The 18775-nt window shown below is 46.9% G+C and carries 17 protein-coding genes, 1 tRNA gene and 1 pseudogene; 14 read left to right on the top strand and 5 right to left on the bottom strand.

Translation table 11 applies throughout. The annotated features are described in order from the left end of the window. Positions 1-52: 52 nt before the first annotated feature. Entirely contained in the window at positions 53-1000 is a 948-nt protein-coding gene (locus tag OGY13_RS16175) for a PfkB family carbohydrate kinase (protein WP_213752343.1), read from the bottom strand. Positions 1001-1030: 30 nt separating this feature from the next. After that, positions 1031-2467, bottom strand: a complete 1437-nt coding sequence (locus OGY13_RS16170; RefSeq protein ID WP_213752342.1) for a glycoside hydrolase family 32 protein — start codon at positions 2465-2467, stop codon at positions 1031-1033. A gap of 174 nt (positions 2468-2641) precedes the next feature. Here OGY13_RS16170 and OGY13_RS16165 point away from each other — a divergent pair, with 174 nt between their 5' ends. The 7 genes from OGY13_RS16165 (at position 2642) to fucO (ending at position 10737) form a co-directional block, all read left to right on the top strand. Continuing rightward, on the top strand, positions 2642-3637 hold the full coding sequence (locus OGY13_RS16165) for a LacI family DNA-binding transcriptional regulator (RefSeq protein WP_213752341.1): 996 nt from the start codon (positions 2642-2644) through the stop codon (positions 3635-3637). Positions 3638-4160: 523 nt separating this feature from the next. Beyond that, positions 4161-5015 (top strand): amidohydrolase family protein, encoded by an 855-nt coding sequence (locus OGY13_RS16160; protein WP_103014332.1) that lies wholly within the window; start codon positions 4161-4163, stop codon positions 5013-5015. Between the two features lie 13 nt (positions 5016-5028). Continuing rightward, entirely contained in the window at positions 5029-6408 is a 1380-nt protein-coding gene (locus OGY13_RS16155) for a PTS transporter subunit IIC (RefSeq protein WP_213752340.1), read from the top strand. Between the two features lie 28 nt (positions 6409-6436). Continuing rightward, the gene (locus OGY13_RS16150) at positions 6437-7432 is read left to right on the top strand and encodes an aldo/keto reductase (protein WP_048216225.1); all 996 of its coding nucleotides are present in this window, start codon (positions 6437-6439) and stop codon (positions 7430-7432) included. Between the two features lie 47 nt (positions 7433-7479). Beyond that, positions 7480-8580: a mandelate racemase/muconate lactonizing enzyme family protein gene (locus OGY13_RS16145; protein WP_286637716.1), complete on the top strand. Its 1101-nt coding sequence runs from the start codon at positions 7480-7482 to the stop codon at positions 8578-8580. Between the two features lie 29 nt (positions 8581-8609). Further along, the gene (locus tag OGY13_RS16140) at positions 8610-9506 is read left to right on the top strand and encodes a dihydrodipicolinate synthase family protein (RefSeq protein WP_208744227.1); all 897 of its coding nucleotides are present in this window, start codon (positions 8610-8612) and stop codon (positions 9504-9506) included. A gap of 79 nt (positions 9507-9585) precedes the next feature. After that, positions 9586-10737 (top strand): lactaldehyde reductase, encoded by a 1152-nt coding sequence (gene fucO, locus OGY13_RS16135; protein WP_213752339.1) that lies wholly within the window; start codon positions 9586-9588, stop codon positions 10735-10737. Positions 10738-10790: 53 nt separating this feature from the next. Here the strand turns inward: fucO and OGY13_RS16130 are convergent, their stop codons facing one another. After that, complete coding sequence (locus tag OGY13_RS16130) at positions 10791-11402, bottom strand: GntR family transcriptional regulator (protein WP_048216229.1); 612 nt, start codon at positions 11400-11402, stop codon at positions 10791-10793. Between the two features lie 529 nt (positions 11403-11931). Between OGY13_RS16130 and OGY13_RS16125 the strand changes: the two genes are divergently transcribed. The 6 genes and pseudogenes from OGY13_RS16125 to OGY13_RS16100 all read left to right on the top strand — a co-directional run. Beyond that, on the top strand, positions 11932-12852 hold the full coding sequence (locus OGY13_RS16125) for a helix-turn-helix transcriptional regulator (RefSeq protein ID WP_103285325.1): 921 nt from the start codon (positions 11932-11934) through the stop codon (positions 12850-12852). 38 nt (positions 12853-12890) lie between these two features. Beyond that, complete coding sequence (locus tag OGY13_RS16120) at positions 12891-13988, top strand: hypothetical protein (RefSeq protein ID WP_048216231.1); 1098 nt, start codon at positions 12891-12893, stop codon at positions 13986-13988. Between the two features lie 46 nt (positions 13989-14034). Then, positions 14035-15606, top strand: a complete 1572-nt coding sequence (locus tag OGY13_RS16115) for a cobalamin adenosyltransferase (RefSeq protein WP_213752338.1) — start codon at positions 14035-14037, stop codon at positions 15604-15606. Next, the gene (locus tag OGY13_RS16110; RefSeq protein ID WP_048235250.1) at positions 15603-15869 is read left to right on the top strand and encodes a YkgJ family cysteine cluster protein; all 267 of its coding nucleotides are present in this window, start codon (positions 15603-15605) and stop codon (positions 15867-15869) included. Before OGY13_RS16115 ends, OGY13_RS16110 begins: the two co-directional genes overlap by 4 nt. Next, positions 15870-15972, top strand: a tRNA-Thr gene (locus OGY13_RS16105). 153 nt (positions 15973-16125) lie between these two features. After that, positions 16126-16326, top strand: a pseudogene (locus OGY13_RS16100) (tyrosine-type recombinase/integrase); the annotation flags it as partial. Here the strand turns inward: OGY13_RS16100 and OGY13_RS16095 are convergent. Further along, positions 16325-16687 carry a FidL-like protein gene (locus tag OGY13_RS16095; RefSeq protein WP_133158642.1) on the bottom strand — a complete coding sequence of 121 codons (363 nt, stop codon included), beginning with the start codon at positions 16685-16687 and terminating at the stop codon, positions 16325-16327. The pseudogene OGY13_RS16100 and the gene OGY13_RS16095 sit on opposite strands and share 2 nt — an antisense overlap. Positions 16688-16814: 127 nt before the next feature. Then, a complete protein-coding gene (locus OGY13_RS16090; RefSeq protein ID WP_250153101.1) occupies positions 16815-17606 on the bottom strand; it encodes a winged helix-turn-helix domain-containing protein in 792 nt (263 codons plus the stop codon). A gap of 277 nt (positions 17607-17883) precedes the next feature. On the opposite strand from OGY13_RS16090, the gene OGY13_RS16085 reads away from it, so the two are divergent. Continuing rightward, positions 17884-18417 (top strand): hypothetical protein, encoded by a 534-nt coding sequence (locus OGY13_RS16085; RefSeq protein ID WP_048216235.1) that lies wholly within the window; start codon positions 17884-17886, stop codon positions 18415-18417. Positions 18418-18775 lie beyond the last annotated feature (358 nt).

The following is an 18775-nucleotide window of genomic DNA, read 5'->3' as shown; positions in this document are numbered from 1 at the left end:
CAGATCAGGTCATTGTAAGGTCTTTCTGATACGACGTAACGAGTGCGCTTTATTACGGGGTAATCGTCCTCCGTAGCGACGGTTGTGACTGAATAAAGCTGCTCAGGTGTTGGTTGTCGGGAAACGCGCTTAGCGCGCCACGCCGGGTGGTCGCCAGAGCACCACAAGCGCTGGCCTGCTCGATAAGTGGAAGTAGCGTTGACGTCGATTTGGGCCAGCCTTCCTCGGCGAGTGCCGCCAGCAACCCGGCCATAAAGGCATCACCGGCGCCAGTGGTATCGATACTTTCGACGTTATAGCCGCTTAAAGTTAGCCTGGTGTTTTGCCAGAAAGCGATAGCGCCGTCGGCACCGCGGGTGACGATTTTCAGGCGTGCAGGAAAATCAACCAGACGTTCGCAGGCGCTACTGAGACAGTTGGTCTGCGTTAGCCACAGCAGCTCTTCTTCCGACATCTTCAGAATGTCGCTCTGCCGGGCAAACTCGTTGACAAGGTCAAACATCTGCATCTCGTTGCTCCACATCTGCGGACGCAGATTGATGTCAAAGCTCAGAGTACCGCCGGTCTGTCGCAATGCGGCCATAGCCTGGGCGAGGGTGGCGCGGCAGTCAGGGGCAACCAGCGCCAGCGAGCAGAAGTGCAGAATATCGGCGCCAAAGTCGGGCAGGCTCGCCGGGCTGAGAAATTGATCGGCAGACGGATTGACCAAAAACTCAAACTGCCGCTCGCCGTTGGGAGCCAGTGAAACCAGTACGGTACTGGTGTGCTGATGTGCATCAAACTCCAGACTTCCTGTATCCACCTGCGCTGTTTCCAGCGTCTGATGCAGAAAGCGACCAAAAGTGTCATTGCCCACACGGCCAATAAAACCGCTGGCGCGGCCAAGGCGAGCCACGCCGATTGCCACATTGAAGGGAGCGCCTCCCGCGCAGGCTTCAAACTGCATATTGTCGCGCGGCAATAAATCCACCACAGCGTCTCCGAGCGTCCAGATAGTCATTATTTTTCCCCAAAGCAGTAAGACGGGTGTTTATTTGGCGCTGAGCGGCCAGGCATGCCCTTGATTAAAAATGGCGTGTCCGTTCTGGCTGAATAAGGTCAGTTGGCGATCGTCAGGTTCAGGATAAATACGACTGCTAAGGGTATATGCACCGTGATTGACAAATACCTCTACCGAGGAGCTGTCGATAAATAAGCGCAGATCCAGCCGGTCACCAACTGGCAGCGGCACGCTGCGATAACCAGAGAGACTATGCTGCGGGTAGCGACGATCCAGCACCAGACGCTGTGCCTGAGCATCGACGTAGACCCGTAGTCCGCCACCCAGCGCGATACCATATTCTTCAGCACTGCTGCGGGCGATATCGATGCTCAGTTCGACTTCAATAGCGTGCGCCTGCTCCTCTACCATCAGGATGCGATTGTGCAGTTCGCTGACCGGCCAGACATGAAGCTCACCGCGTAATAATTCCAGCTCTTTGACCGGGTTCATGCGCAGCCGCTGATCGGTATCGAGCGTCACCTCGCGGGGGAGGGTAAGCATGCCCGCCCAGCCGTCGGCTTGTTCTGGCATTGGCGATTCCCACATCGACAGCCAGCCAATCACGATGCGGCGCCCATCCGGGGTGGTAAATGACTGGGGGGCGTAAAAATCATGCCCGTGATCCATCTCCTGGAAGGCGTGGGTGACGTGAAAATGGAGATTATCCTGCCATTCGCCGACCATATAGCCGCTCTGGAACAGGTTACGGCAATCGTATCCGTCTGCGGCGATGCCCTGCGGCGAGAACATGAAGACGAGCTTATCGTTGAGTGGGAAGAGGTCTGGGCACTCCCACATGTAGCCCATGCCGTCATCGGCCCTGCCGAGCGTGCTGGCAAACTGCCAGTGCTGTAGATCTTGCGAGCGATAGAGCTGCACTTCGCCCACGTCATCGACCCGGGCGCCCACCACCATGTACCAGTTGTCTCCCTCTTGCCAGACTTTCGGATCGCGAAAATGGTGTACGCCTCGCGGGGTATCCAGAATCATGCCCTGGCGTTCAAAGTGAATCCCGTCGGTGCTGGTGGCCAGGCACTGTACCTGATACAGGTTTTCCTCTTTCGCCTCGCCGTCAAACTTGTGTCCGGTGTAGATCAGGGCCAGCTTATTACCTTCAACCACCGCTGAACCGGAAAAACAGCCGTCTTTATCTTCCGGCCCTTCTGGTGCCAGTGCGATGGGTAAGTGCTCCCAGTTCACCATATCGCGGCTGCGCGCATGGCCCCAGTGCATTGGTCCCCAGACCGGCTGCCACGGATAGTGCTGATAGAACGCATGGTAGTAACCATCGAACCAGGACAGGCCGTTGGGATCGTTCATCCAACCCGCTGGTGGCGCCAGGTGATAGCGTGGATACCAGCGCGGGTTTACAAGGTCTTTCTGCTGGCTTAAGGCTTCGTTGGCTTTGGAAAGTAGTGACGTCATTTGCTTGTCCCTGTAAGTGAATTGATCAAAAGATAACGTTAACATTCTCGGTTTTCTCGCAGATTTGATGGTAATATCGATGTTAATCACAAAAGTTAACGTTAACATTTTGCGGGCGTTATCGAGATCGCATTTTCAGACCCCGGCAAAGTGAACATCGGCGAAGGAGAGGGTATGGCATCTTTAAAGGATGTGGCGCAGCGGGCTAACGTCTCGTTAATGACCGTATCGCGGGCGATTAACGAGCCCGAACGACTACGGCCTGAAACCTATAAAAAGGTGATGGAAGCGGTAGATGCGCTGGGGTATGTCTCCGATCTCTCCGCTAAAAAAATTCGTGGTGCAAAAACCACGGCTAACACGATTGGGGTGCTGGCGCTTGACACCATGACTACGCCATTTTCCGTCGAGATAACGCTCTCTATCGAAGAGACCGCGCGGGCGCACGGTTGGAATAGCTTTGTGGTGAATATGTTCAGCAATGACAAGCCAGAGAAAATGGTTGATCTGCTGTTGGCGCATCGCCCGGACGGTATTATCTACACCGCGATGGGACTGCGCCAGGTACCGGTACCGGAAAAGCTGCATAAGTATCGCTGCGTGCTGGCGAACTGTGAAAGCACAAGCGGCCCTTTTCCCACCTATATTCCCGATGATGAACAAGGGCAATATCTTGGCGTGAAAGCGCTGCTGGCCGCAGGCTATCGCCGACTGCTGTGCATCCACCTGCCGAAAGGAATTGTGGCGACCGATCGCCGTCGGGCGGGAATGGAAAGGGCTTGTCGTGAAGCGGGTGTCGACCCTGATGCAATGTTCCACCACTATCTTCCGCCGGGCGAGCGCCACCATATTGATGCGGCGGAGATTGCCGGGCATTACCTGAGCGGCGCGCGCCCGATGTTCGATGCGGTGGTGTGCGGTAACGACCGCGTGGCTTTTGTTATTTACCAGGTCTTGCTGGGGCGAGGGCTGCGCATTCCGCAGGACGTCGCTGTGCTGGGCTATGACAATATGGTGGGCACCGGCGAGCTTTTTTTGCCGCCGCTATCAACGGTACAGCTGCCGCACTATGAAATCGGTCGTCTTAGCGCGCTGCATCTAATCCAGGGGCTCGATCACCGGGATACCGTGCGGGTAGACAGCCCCTGGCTTCCGCGCGCCTCAATATGATTAACCTAACTGCTTCGTTTCATCAACCGGAGGGATGTGTGAATTATGTGGGGGGTATCGCTAATTTGCTGGTGGATGTTACAAAACTGAAACGTGGGGGTACTGCTAAGTCACGGTTTAGCGCGCAAGGCTCAAAGTTGGGGCGTGTATTAAACTCTCGTCGTAATTTAGGGTTTCAATAAAATAACCGTTATTTATTAATGTTAACGTATCAATACATCGTAACTTACAAAACGTTTAGATTTTAGTTCGTACTTACCCATCTATCGCTCTTCTCTGCTCATTCTGCTTCTGTAACTTCAGCGGGACGCACAAGCGTCCACCACATTAACCACATGCAATAGTTCAGCTCAGTGACATCGGATTCTACGGCGGTTATAGGCTTTTACGTCCCTTTTTTAGCCTACAGATAAACCGTGAAAATTGTGATCCCGTACTCAGATAGTGCATTCCGTGGTTGCCTTTTAACCATAGACTTTTATTGTATTCTCATTGTATACAATTAAAATACAGGAGAGTGAGTATGAAAGTGATTGATACCCATAACCATGTTTGGCATTGCCAGGGAGAACATTTTGCCTGGATCACAGACGATCTGGCGGCAATTCGCCGTGATTTTCTTATTGACGATTTGCAGGCCGTATTGGCTGAAAACCACATCGAAGGCGCCATTTTAGTACAAGCCATCCCTTCAATTGAGGAGACCGAATGGCTGCTGGAAATAGCTGAGCATCACGATGAAGTAAAAGGTGTTGTGGGATGGGTGGATATAAACCGCGGGGCTGGGATCGCAGAGGATTTGCAGAGACTGCAGAGAAAATCCCGCTATCTGAAAGGGATCCGCTATATGTCTCAGGGCTTGCCTGAGAGCCATTTAGTGACCCCGCAATTTATCCAGGGGGTACGTTGCGTTGGAGAGCAGGGGCTGGTGTATGAACTGCTGGTTACGCACCAACAGCTGGAGGCGGCAAGCCAGCTTATCTCTGCTTGTCCGGAAGTGACCTTTGTTATCGAACATGCGGCAAAACCCGCAGTTCGCGACGGAGAAATTACCCGCTGGCGTGAACAGTTAATGTTGATTGGTGAGGCTTACAGCAATGTTTTTTGCAAACTATCAGGCCTGGTCACGGAAGCAGATTATGCCCGCTGGACGGGACCTGGGCAGGCGAGCCAGGAGCTTGAACCTTATTTTAGCTCGGTTTTTGCCGCATTTGGTGATGAGCGAGTGATGTATGGATCCGACTGGCCTGTTTCTCTACTGGCATTACCGTATGCCGACACTTTAGGGCTTTACCAGAACTACCTGCAATCTCACCAGGCTCTTTCCAGCGATAACTTTTTTTATCGCGTGGCAGAGAAGGTTTACTCATTAAAGTAACAGGGGGGCACTTATGGAAGTCGTTCAATATATCCTCGGATTTGGCCCGGCAGTGGTCATTCCAATGATTATGTTTTTATTTGCCGTGCTATTTGGCGCGAAACTTGCCGATGCGGCGAAAAATGCAATGACGGTAGGTATTGGTTTTCTCGGTCTTTCGTTGCTGATCGGTTTTATGGTGACATCACTCAGCAGCTCGACAGAAGCGATGGTAAAAAACCTCAATCTTCATTATGAAGTATTGGATCTGGGCTGGCCGTTAATTAGCGCCTTCAGTCTGGCTGCGCTTTCTCTACCGATTGTTTATGCGTTATGTTTTGCCACTAATTTGTTGATGATTTCAACCAATACCACCAAAACCCTTAACGTTGATTTTTGGAATTACTGGCACTTTGTATTTGCCGGAATCATCGTTGAACAGGTGACGGGTTCATTTTGGATGGGAATTTTTGCAAGTTGGATCACATTTATTATTACGCTAAAAATCGCCGATTACATTGCCCCACATGTGCAGAAATTCTGTGACACGCCAAACGTGACCATTACTCAGGCGGAGATCGTCGCATGGGCCCCGCTGGCATTTTTAATGGACCGTGTAATTGATCGCATTCCGTTGATTAACAAAATTGACCTTAATCTCAGCAAAATTGAAGCCAAACTAGGGTTTTTTGGTAGTCCGTTAGCGATGGGGGCCATTCTGGGGGTGATCATCGGTATGCTTGGCGCGCTACCGTTCAGCGATATTATTAAGAGTGGGATGAATTTTGCTGCGGTCATGGTGTTATTACCGACGATGGCGGGAGTGTTGGTCAGTGGTCTGGTACCGATTACTGAAATTGCTTCTGAATGGGTAAAGAAACGTTTTCCAACAAAGTCACTTTATTTTGGTATCAGTGGTGAAATTGCTTTTAAAAATCCTGCGGTATTGTCTGTAGGTATTTTGATGGTGCCACTCATGATCCTAATTAGTACTATTTTGCCTTTTAATACCATGATGCCATTCGCTGATATTCCTTATCTGCCGATATTTGTTGTCTTTGGCACGGTTGCATGCAACGGAAACATGTTTCGTGGATTAATTAATGGCATTGTCATCGTGTGTGGGATCCTGTGGTTTGGTTCGGATCTCGCGGTTGTGTCGCAGGCTTTGGCCGAAAAGGCGCAACTGAATGTGCCAAAAGAGATGATGGCCTCATCAATTGATGGTGGCTCACATGCTATATCTTATATCTTCTACAAAATGTTCGAACTGTTAAAAGGAATGAATCCTGCACTCTTGTGTCTTTTTTCTATTGTAGTGACCGGGGTTATTATTTATGTGCTGAAGTTGATTTTCAATATTAATAATAAATCAACGACTGCGGCCTCATTAACTGCTAACAAAGTTGACTAGGAATACTGATAAACATCAGGGGAATATTATGATTACTCAGAATACAATTAAAAGTGTAGAGCTTAGTGTACCTTCTTTAACCTTCGGCGCAGCCAGCCTGGCTAATTTATTCAGAACGCTGAGCAATAACGAAGCCATGGACATTGTTGATAAGGCAATTCAGGTTGGCTGGCGCTACTTTGATACTGCACCACATTATGGCAGCGGACTTTCTGAACTGCGTTTAGGTCTGGGATTACGTGGACTGGAGCGTAGCGAATATGTTTTGTCCACCAAGGTTGGTCGCCTGCTGCAATCCCGGAAACAAGAGCCAGGCCTTGAAGCAGGGGAATTTTTTTATGATGAGAACCCTTTTAACCGACAGGCTGATTACTCCTATGAGGGCATCATGCGCTCATACGAAAACTCTATCCAGCGGCTGGGAACCCGTTATATCGACATTCTCTATGTACACGATCTCGGCACTTATACCTACGGCAATACGGAACTGGAACGCCAACATTTTAAAACCTTCTGCGAGTCAGGGCAGAAGGCTTTAGAAGAGCTAAAGCGCAATGGTGATATCAAAGCCTGGGGCGCAGGCGCGAATGAAGAGGCAATCCTGATGGAGGTGATGGATAACGCTGCCCCGGATATCTTAATGCTCGCCAACCGCTACAACCTGCTGGAAACAGACCGCCAGGCGTTCTTTGCCAAATGTGAAAGCAACAATGTTTCGGTGGCTGTTGCTGCACCTTTCGCTACCGGAGTTTTAGTCGCGAAAGATAAATCGAAGGCGTTGTATGAATACGGTTCCGCGCCAGCGCAGGTTATTGAAAAAGTAAATGCGATAGAAGCGCTATGTGCAAAACATGCCGTGCCGATTGGTGCTGCGGCGCTGCAATTCCCATTAAGAAACCAAAATGTGGTCACCGTAACCTGCGGCGTTCAATCCGTAGAACAAGCGTTGACTAATTTTGCCTGGGCTAACTGGGATATTCCGCAGGAATTGTGGGATGAACTGGCCAGCATTGGTATTCAGTAAGCATCATTTGTAACTTTGCGAAAAAATTAACAGATATTGAGGATGTAATGAAAATAGTTAAAGCCGAAATCTTTATGGTTGATTTGAAACCTAAAGTAAAACGTGTCGATGCGATTCAGTCTTTTGTCTCACAAGAGACGCCGATTATTCGTTTAACAACATCGAGTGGAGAAATTGGTGAGGGCTATACCTACACAATTGGCACCGGCGGCTCATCTGTGGTTGCGCTGTTACGAGATCACCTGTTACCGAAATTGATTGGTCAGGATGCGACGATGATTGAGGGCATCTGGGAATCATTGCTGTTCTCAACTCATGCGACCTCGGTTGGCGCCATTACGTCTCTGGCATTGGCAGCCATTGATACCGCATTATGGGATTTGAAGTGTAAGCGCATGAATTTGCCGCTGTATAAAGTCGCAGGTGGTGCGAAGTCGCGCATGAAGTTATACACCACCGAAGGGGGCTGGCTGCATTTAAGCACTCAGGAATTAGTTGATGATGCGCTGGCTGTTAAGGCGCAGGGATTCTGCGGTTCTAAAATCAAAATTGGTTCTGAAAGTCCGGTGCGTGATATCGAGCGTTTGACTGCTGTACGTGAAGCGGTGGGTGATGAGTACGTGATCATGACTGATTGCAACCAGGCGTTTAAATTCTCGGAAGCCAAACAGCGAGCAGCGTTGTTGGAGCATATTAAACTTTCATGGATTGAAGAGCCGTTTCTGGCACATGATGTTGATTCTCATCAAAAATTGTGTGAGTCAACCACCATTCCTGTCGCGGTGGGTGAGTCCATTTATTCTATCCAGCACTTCAAAGAGTATTTACAGAATAATGCCGCAGATATTATTCAGGTTGATGTGGCTCGTATTGGTGGTATTACACCATGGCTTAAAGTTGCACATATGGCGGAATGCTTTAATAAAATTGTCTGTCCGCATTTCTTGATGGAATTGCATATATCATTATGTTGCGCCATTACTAATAGCCGTTGGTTGGAATATATTCCACAGCTCGATAGTGTTACTCTGAATAAGGTGAATATTCGCGAGGGATATGCTTTCCCACCAGAAGAACCTGGTTTGGGTATTCAGTGGGACTGGCAGAAAATACAGGCTGATACTGTTGTTTACCATGTCATTGAATAAAACAATTTTTATTTTCTCAGGAATATATTATGTCTGAAAATCATGCTCAATTTCACGGTGCATGGTGCCCATCAATTACGCCTTTTGATCAACAAGGAAATATTGATTTATCGGCACTGCAGCAGCATTTGCGACGTTTGGAAGAGGCTGGGACTCATGTCGTATTGCTAATGGGAAGTATTGGGGAGTTCACCGCATTAACGCTGGATGAACGACTGATGCTTATCCGTGAGGCACGGAAAATGTCATCGCTGCCGCTGGTGGCAAATATCTCAGCTACCTGTATGGCGGATATGATACGTCTGGCAGAAGAGGCCTGGCATTGCGGGTATCAAGCAGTGATGATTCTACCTCACTACTATTTTCAACAAACGCCGGCCCAACTATTGGCATACTACCGCGATCTGGGGCAGCGCCTGAATGGAAAATGGTTCGCATACAACTTTCCTGCCCGAACTGGATGCGATCTGGACGCGGTACTGGTAGCGCAATTAGCGGCAGAATTTCCCAATTTTGTGGGTGTTAAAGATACTGTTGATTGTCTCTCTCATACTCGCGCAATTATTCAGTCAGTCGCGTCCGTTAGAGACGATTTTGTTGTTCTGTCCGGTTATGATGAATATCTTATCCCAAATCTTCTGGCGGGGGGCGCGGGAGTTATTTCAGGATTAAATAATATTTGTCCCGAACTTTTTGTGCAGGCAATTAAAGCCTGGGATGAAAATGATCTTACCCAGCTTACTGGCATACAGCGTGAGATAAGCCGACTTTCTGCTATTTATAATATTGGTAATGATTTTGTTACTACAATTAAAACCGCGGTGGCTCATAAGTTTCAGTATTCTGGGGAGAAATCAAGAAGCTTTGCGGGGGAACTAACTCGTCAGGAATCGCAACAGATTGACATAATGTTCAGTATCAAATAATCAAAAATCAATAACAGCATACATTATGCTACGGCAATGCTGTATTGCTGTTATACCTCTCTGTTATAAGGTATAGAATATGTCTTATAGAATGATATTAAATGAAACCTCATATTTTGGCGTGGGTTCAATTAACGCTATCGTTGATGAAGTTAAAAAGCGAGGTTTTAAAAAAGCGCTGGTAGTTACTGACCACGATCTTATCCAGTTTAATGTAGCGACCAAGGTACTTGATATTCTTGATAGCGCAGGGTTGCCTTACCAAATTTTTGATAAGGTCATACCTAACCCGACGATTGACGTCGTGCAGCAAGGTGTTGAGGCATTTCGTCAGGCGGGCGCGGATTACCTGGTCGCTATTGGTGGCGGTTCACCGCAGGATACGTGCAAAGCGGTAGGGATAATCATTAACAACCCTGAGTTTGCCGATGTCCGCAGCCTCGAAGGTGGGGCTGACACTAAAAATGCCGCTGTACCGATGATTGCCATTCCAACGACCGCGGGTACGGCAGCTGAGGTGACTATTAACTATGTGATTACCGATGTAGAGAACCGACGTAAGTTCGTTTGCTATGATCCTCATGCTATTCCGATCGTTGCCATTATTGATGCTGACATGATGGCCAGCATGCCGCCCAGTTTAAAAGCGGCAACCGGTGTTGACGCACTGACTCATGCAATCGAAGGATATATTACGAAAGGGGCATGGGAACTAACCGATACGCTTCATTTAAAGGCGATTGAGATGATAGGGCGTTCGCTACGCGGTTCGATACAGGGAATCGCCCAGGACGCTGAAGGCATGGCGGTGGGGCAGTATATTGCCGGGATGGGCTTTTCTAATGTCGGATTGGGCCTGGTGCATGGGATGGCCCATCCTCTGGGTGCATTCTATGGTACGCCACACGGCGTCGCCAATGCAGTGCTATTGCCGCATATCATGGCATACAACGCCGAGTTTACAGGAGACAAATATCGCCAAATTGCACAGGCTTTGGGCAATACTCAGGCCATGGTGATGCCGATTGAAGAGGCGCGTCAGGCGGCTGTAGAAGCAGTGGTGCAACTTAACCGCGACGTAAATATTCCCGCCCGACTGCGCGATATCGGCATGAAATATGAAGATATCGATGCTCTGGCAGCCGCGGCAATGGCGGACGTCTGTACCGGTGGAAACCCTCGAGATACCTGTATTGAAGAGATTAAAGCGTTGTACCGACATCTCTACTAATTTTTAACTTCCCACATGACCGGTAGAAATACCGGCCATGTTATATGCATAGTCTATTTAAAGCTGGAGAACAGGCGGTTGTAGGAGTTGTTGACGTGATGGGCAATGGCTTCACGGGTTTGTTCTATATCGCGGGCAATAATACCGGCGCAAATTTTCAAATGTTCTTTGGATGAATCAATGATTGAATCATTTTTCATTTTGTCTGAACGCAGCATGCGTAACCGGTCATACATGAAGGTCAGCGTTTTAGTCACAATAGCGTTGTGGCAATCGGATAGCATTTGTTCATGTAGCTCGTTATCAGCTTCGAGTAATAAAGACACATTCGAATCATGAAAGCCGACTTCAATTTTATCTTTAATCGTCTGGTACCGTTGCGGGTCCTGGTTCTCCCATGACAAATTCAATACCATTATTTCAATATCTTTTCTGATCTGGAAAATATCACGTATTTCACTGAGCGTAATGGGTTTAATGGTTTTCGTTTTATTTTTGGAAGGCTCAATCCAGCCTTCAGTCATCAGGCGAAACAAAGCTTCGCGCAGCGGCGTACGGCTGACATTAAGTTCCTGACATAGCTCATTTTCTGAGATAGCCCCCACCAACTCATTGGCGATGATTTTGGCCTTCAATTGATGATATGTTTTTTCGCTGATGTTCATAGTCTGGCTTTAATGAGGGTCATAATCATGTTTAATGAGATACAAATTAGCCCCTTGTCACTATGAAATCAATGGGTAAGCCCGGTTGTACAACGAATTAGCTCGTGTTTCAACGACTCAGTCAGCAGCACTAACAGCTGCCAGCGCATCCACATCCTTCTGCAGATGATGTTTTTTTACTCAGCGTGAAGAAACCAAATACTGGCGTTCATACCACGATACTGGCCATCATTAAGAAACTCTCCTGACAATCCACCTTTGCAAACTCAACGTTGAATTTGGCTTAGTGGAAGAGATAGCCGTTAGCCCGTTTGATGAGGATGTATGCAGGCGCTCTTTTGGCCGCCATGTCTCTGGCATTTACTCCTGATGAGGAGAGCTTTTTGTCCCTAAAAATTGTCCAATGCGACTAATGGTCAAATAAATTGTCGATTTCTCTAAAAAAAATGATCAGCGTGCCGATACACTGACAGGATATGTCAGCATTTTATATATAATTCATGTCAGGAAAACAGAAGAGTAGGTGCTTATGGCTGATTCAGCAAGGAGTTGCTCAGCAGAACGTTTAGTCGATATCCTAATAGAGCTGCAAACTTGTGGCGTAGTGAATCGCTATCAGTTGATGAAGAAATTTAATATCACTGAACGAACGGTCTATCGTGATCTTAATATGCTTTCCTCCTTTATTGAGGGGTGTGGTGGAGGAGAGTATCGATTGATACCGATTCGCGCGCAGAATAATAGCGCCTATGCCCTTCATGACCCACTGGCAAAGCTGCTGGACGCCGACGCGGTTTTTCCTGATAGAGATGAGGATTTTTGGCTTAGCTTAGAAAAACGAGCGGTAGAACAGCATGTTAGAGTTCAGTTTGGTCGCCCTGAACATTCAGTCAGAAATGATTTGCGAAAGTATTTTAACTTATTAGAAAAAGCGATTCAGAAAAACAGTGTCTGTCATATTTTATATAAAGACAAAACGCGCACCGTTCACCCTTATAAATTAGTTAACCAGAAAAATATTTGGTATCTGCAGGCGACCGAGGACGGAAAGCTAAAGTCTTTTTCGTTAAGTAAAATTCGGTGGTTGGATATCCGGAAAGAGCATTTTACGGTCGATACACCCACACTGTCATTAATTGATGAGCATCGCGATCCTTGGGTAAGTGAAGAGACGTTTGAGGTGCGGGTGCGTATTAAACACAGCATTGCAGGCTACTTCGCAAGACGAGATTTACTGCCTCAGCAAGAATTAGTGCGTGAAGAGAATGATGGCGTGACTTTGCTTTGCAAGGCAGCACATCAGAATCAAATTATTCCACTAATTCTATTCTGGTTACCGAATATAGAAATTCTGGAACCTGAATGGTTGAAAAAAACGGTCATCAACATACTGCATAACTACATCACTGGCGATCGCGACTCTGTTCCTGTTCTGGAATGTGATGTGTAGCGGGTAACTACGACTTATTGCACAGGAGATTTTTATTTATGGCATTACCTTTCATTATTCTGGGCGTCGCGGCAGCGGCAACGGCGTTTGGTGGCAAAAAAGCTTATGATGGCTACCAGAAAAAATCTGAAGCCGACGATGTTTTAGATCGCGCGCAGCGTCGCTTTGATAAGCATAAAGAGAGCTTTGATCTGGCGAATGAAACAACGTCGAAAAAACTGGCCGAGCTGGGTGAAAAAGAACTGAAGATCGGTAAAGATTTCAATGAATTTAAAACGATTGCCGACGATCTGTTGGCGCGTATGGCTAAGGATGGACATAAAGATCTTCGTCTGAAGGTACCGCAGCACAACATCAATAAAATTCAGAGTCTGGCGATTTCCGCCACGGAATACCTGACGACGGTCGTCGGTGCCGGGGTGTCCGGTGCTGCCGCTGGTTTTGCCGTGTACAGCGGCGTGATGGCGTTTGCCGCAGCGTCTACCGGTACGCCGATTGCCGCCCTGTCTGGTGCGGCGGCGTATAACGCCACAATGGCGGCTATCGGCGGCGGTTCTCTGGCCGCAGGCGGCTGGGGAATGGCGGGCGGTGCGATGGTACTTGGCGGCGCGGTAGTGGCTCCGTTGATTGCTATCGCAGGCTGGGCTTACGATAGCCATGCCGAAAAGGCGCTTAACAATGCTTATCAAAGCTCCCGTGAAGTGACAGCTGCGGTGGAAAAAATGAATGCGGCTGAAGCGCAGCTGACGAAGGTGCAGCAGTATGTAAATAGCATTTATGAATCAATAACCCGTATGCATAGCGTCTTTGTTCAACACTACTTTGAACCGCTGAAAGCGATGCATGCCATCATTGTTGAACGTCATGAGAAGAATATAACCACCGAGATTAGTGAGTCGGAAGAGATCATGGCGATTATCGACCATGGTTATGAATTAGCCGCCATCATGACCGACGTGATCACCACGCCGCTGTTCAAGCCGGTGACGCAGGAAAACGGTGAAGCCGTTATCGAAGATGGCGTGATCCAACTGCAGACCGACAGCAACGGTATGAACCTGCTGAACAAAGAGATTCTGGACGAAAAACTGGCGGTTTCTGCTTCTGAGTTTGACGCATTTTCTTCTCGTATTTAATCGACGCGCCGGGCGAATCTGCCCGGCATTGCTATGGGCGAGCACAATGAACACAGCCAGGTTTGACTGGGGTGAAGAGTTACATCAGACGGTGGTTAAGAGTCTGACCACCTCTTTTGGGTTGGATTTTCTCTTGCTGGAGGATAAACACGGCGGCGATGTGAATACTATTCATAACGCTCGCGAGGGAGTGTATGCCACCGATGCCGAGCGTCAACGGTACGAGCAACGTGAAGGGTATGATTCTCATCATTACCATAGCCACGAAAACTACATTGCCACCAACCGGGCGGGAAAAAAGGCGCACGAGGCCGGTACGTTGACCGATACCTACACCGGTGAGAAATTTGCGGCTAATGATAAAAAGAACCTCGACCATATTATTGCCGCCCATGAAATTCACAACGATCCTGGGCGTATCCTTGCCGAATGCGATGGTGCCGATCTGGCTAATGATTCATCAAATCTGACCTTCACGAATGAGTCGCTGAATAAGGCGAAGAAGGCGAAAACGATGGATGCCTTCGTGCAAACGCTACAAGAACAGCATGCTGTGACCACGCAGGAAATTGCCCGTTTACGCAGCCAGCCAATGCTTTCCGAGCAAGAGCAAAAACAGCTGAATAAGCTGGAAAATAAAGCCGCCGCCGATTTTGAACGGATGAAAGAGGCCGACAAAAAGGCGCGGGCAAAATACAACAGTACGATCAATCAGGAATATTATACCAGCAGTAAGTTTGCGAAGAATGTCGCCACCGCCACAATGAACAATGCGTTTCGCATGGGAACGCGGCAGATGTTGGGACTGATTCTGGCAGAGACCTGGTTTGAGTTCCGCGCGCGTATTCCCGTGATGTTTGAGAAGCATCGTCATTCATTCGATGCCGGAGACTTCCTGCAAGATGCGGCGGAGGCATTACGCGCAGTCTGGCAGCGAGTGCAGGGTAAATTCAGCACTTTCCTGACGTCCTTTAAAGACGGTGCCATCGGTGGCGTGCTCTCCAGCATTACGACGACGCTCTTCAATATCTTCTTTACAACTAAGAAGATGATGGTGCGCCTGATTCGTGAGATGTGGAACAATTTGGTACAGGCCTTTAAAGTTATGGTCTTTAACCCTGAAGGGTTAGCGCCGGGGCAGCTCGCTAAAGCGGTAAGCAAGCTGGTGGCTGCGGGTGTGGCCGTGGCTGCTGGTGTGGTGGTTAACGAAGCTTTAGCCAAGATGCTCGTCTTTCCTTTTGGTCCGGAACTGGCCGCTTTCTGTGGTGCGCTGGCGACAGGTATTCTGACGCTGGTAATGAACTACTTCCTGGAACACAGCGCATTGATGAAAAAGGTCTGGGCGTTTCTGGATACGTTTAAAGATAAGTATCAGAAAGCACTAGAGTATTATCAGCAGGTGAATGCTGAACTCGATCGTTATCTACTGGAGCTTTCGGCGTTAGAGTTTGCTATTGATTCGTCAGCGTTATCGCGTTTCTCGCTGCATCTTAATGCGGTGAACAGTGAAATTGAGCGTGGTTTGTTGCTGCGAGCAGAGGTTGAGCGCCGTAATATTGCGCTACCGTTTGAAGCAGGGAAGACTCGCTCTGTACGTAGCTGGTTAAGTAAGCTATGACGCTCACGCCTGCGTTTCCCTGTAACCAGTGTGGCGCTTGTTGTCGCCACGTCGATCGCGCCAGTGAAACGCAATTTCTTGATCGCGGTGACGGCATTTGTCGTCACTATCAGATGGAGACAAAGCTGTGCGCGATTTATGAAACACGTCCGCTTATTTGCCAGGTAGAAAAGCAGTATCAGCTTAACTACCAACAGCAATATAGCTGGCAGGAGTTTATTACGCTTAATCGTGAAGCGTGTTTAATTCTGGAGAAAATGTAGGGCGGTATGCTTCACGGAGGGGTCAGCGTCAATATGTACTCATTATGGAGTTGGCTCGCTTTCGTAATGCGAAGGTCGTAGGTTCGACTCCTATTATCGGCCATTTAAATCAATAGGTTACAGTTTCTTATTTGCATATAATCTTACTGTTTTCTCTCCCGCGTACTTACTGGCGTACTTATTTAGCATGGCATAGCTGAGTGTCATGTTCCCGTTCTCAAATAAATTCAGACCCTACAAACTATTCCCTTCATAGGCTACTAAGAAGCCAATCCAACAGAAGTATCTAACTGAAAACTCATTGCGTTTACATGAAAGTGGTCAAATGCTTGATATACCTCATTGGACGTCCCATGATCTGTGCCGTACTGTACGGACAGGGCTATCTCGTTTGCAATGTCCAAACGAGGTAGCTGAGGCTATATTGGGGCATATGCGTGGCGGCGTTGAAGGTATTAGGATTTACTGACACATAAAAGTGATGGTGAAAAAATGTTGCCTATCAAATATGCATTTTGAAGTTTTGATACATGCATTCGTTTCTCTGGTTCAGAGCTATCGTAGATGGCTTTAGTAAAAAAATCATCAGGCATTGTGTCAGCTGATTTCTTTCTCAGTCGTGCTTCAGAAAGCCTTACGGTGCCAGAATCTAGCATCACGTATTCAAACGCAATGGTACGCTGGACGCTACTTTTCCCAACGCCATGCTCTCCTGTTTCCGTAACGACACCAGAAAAATCAACCTCACCGGATCCGTCTTTATAAATCTGAACGTATACACTGCCATTGAATTTCACCCCATGAGGTAATTCTGGCATCGAGATCGTCGATACACAGTTGATGCTTATCCCATTATTGGGTGCCCAGTCAGCGATTCCTGTCGCGCGAACAGCAATTGCTGAAATAAACGCAATTGCTGAGACGCTTATCAGTGTTTTTTTCTTATTAATTTTCATGGATATAGATATCCTTGCAACCTGCAAATTTAGTTTGTTCTTTGTTATTCCAGGTGCAGCGGGACAAAAATACGCGTCCTTTTTCACCGTAGGTGTATAGATCGTCAGGCTGGAAGAAGTAGGTCGCACCCTGAATGCACGGAAGGTAAGTGTTTGTTAACAATCTGGCTTTTTCGAGTTTGACGGACATCATTTCTGGGGAGTTGTTATAAAAAGTATACACAGGGCACTGATCAATCTTACCGAGTTTCCAAGTCTTTATAGCTGAAATCATATCAGAAGCACCATTTTGTACTGGGTAAAAGGCTATAACCAGTGAACTCAGCAACAAAGTCATTACCAAAATCCAGATTTTTGCCGATACTTGCGTTTTTTTTATTTGCACCGATGCCTTAACATTTAATGAATTGATTTCACGGTAGTTATCAGTCTCTCTGATAGATATAGAGTCATCAGGAACCAAGAAGCCCACCCGGGGTATAGTCTGAATGACTTCCTGATTACAGCCGAGATCGTGGAGTCCTCTTCGTATAAATGAAATGTACTGGCTCAGAGAGTTATTCGAGGCCTGAAACCCATTCTTATCCCAAACATTAACTAAAAGATCCTCACGGGAAACGACCTTACCTCGTTGCTCAAGCAGGAACGAAAAAATACGATTCGCCGTGATGGAAAGTACAACCGAATTTTCGGGTGATGAAAGACTGGCAAGGACACCATCATCAGTTCTGAATGTTACTTCGTTGTAAATTTGGTAAAGCATATGTGTATTCATCTGCATATGATTGTTCCTCTCTATTTTAGCTGATATTTCACGTTTTGACATTGTGCTCTATCACGCATACGCATTTTGCAGTTAGATATTTTATAAAACCATTTCTTCTATTGCTTTATCAGAATATCTACCTATATGACATGACATTACTTCTATAGATTCCTGGGTAAGGTGTTGTTGTATTATTATTTTCGTCTCAAACCCTCCCAGTAACGAGGCTCTTCGTGAAGGTTCTGTCAATTAATTTTGAGAACATCATGAAGGGCATTATCAGGATTTACTCATGATGGATAGGCAAACATTCATGGTCATCACGCATGATACTTTTCTTCGTCAGTCTATTTTCGCTTTAATGAAACAAATTTGTTGTGAAAATAGAATATGTTTCATTGATGTCGATTCATTTAACTCGCTTGGAGAACTGAATGACACCCTATATCACTTTTCCAAAGAGGATGAAATTCGAACGATTTTGATCTCTCGCGGGTTATGGATCTCTAAGGTTATCTCATCTCAAATTGATTTATCTGTGTATGATGATTTAAACAAATGGCGACACCTTATAACGATAGCTAAACTAAAATCGGTGAGTAATGTAATTGAAAAAATTGAATTCTTCAAGGACTTCAAAGGAATGAGCCAATGTGAAGTTAAAACAATTCAATCACTAAAACTTTCAGAGAGTATTTTCTTGGCTGCAAAAAAATCAGGCGTAAGTTATAAAAACTTTTTGAGAAGTACACTCGCTATAGCAAAGAGGTATAATCTTAAAAACACCGCCAACCTGCACTTCTTTGTTTACAGGTTTAATAAATAGGATTACTCTCAAAAAAATTTTTCCAGGGTGGTAATCCCCCCTGGAGCTTTTTAATCATGAAGCTATTAGTTAACGACATGCTGAAAATATATATCGATAATATGTACTCACCAGAATGTATACTTCCGCTAACCAATAAAATGTCGTGTAACACCATTTAAAATTCAGCACGATAATCTTTAAAGATCTATTTTTATAGATGATGTATCTATAAATAACGCATTATTCATTATATATACCCTGGGAAAGGGGCAGCAAGTAAAATCACTCACGAAACGCCTGAGCTAAAAATCAGGTACTGATAATTTTGACCCAAATTCACCTGTGAAGTAATCGCGAAAGAAAATGGGCTGTTAAA

Origin of the sequence: Citrobacter sp. Cpo045, assembly GCF_030332875.1 — a bacterium.
Taxonomy (GTDB): Bacteria; Pseudomonadota; Gammaproteobacteria; order Enterobacterales; family Enterobacteriaceae; genus Citrobacter; species Citrobacter portucalensis.
The sequence above is the reverse complement of the archived record's forward strand: the minus strand, read 5'-3'. Positions and strand labels throughout refer to the sequence as shown.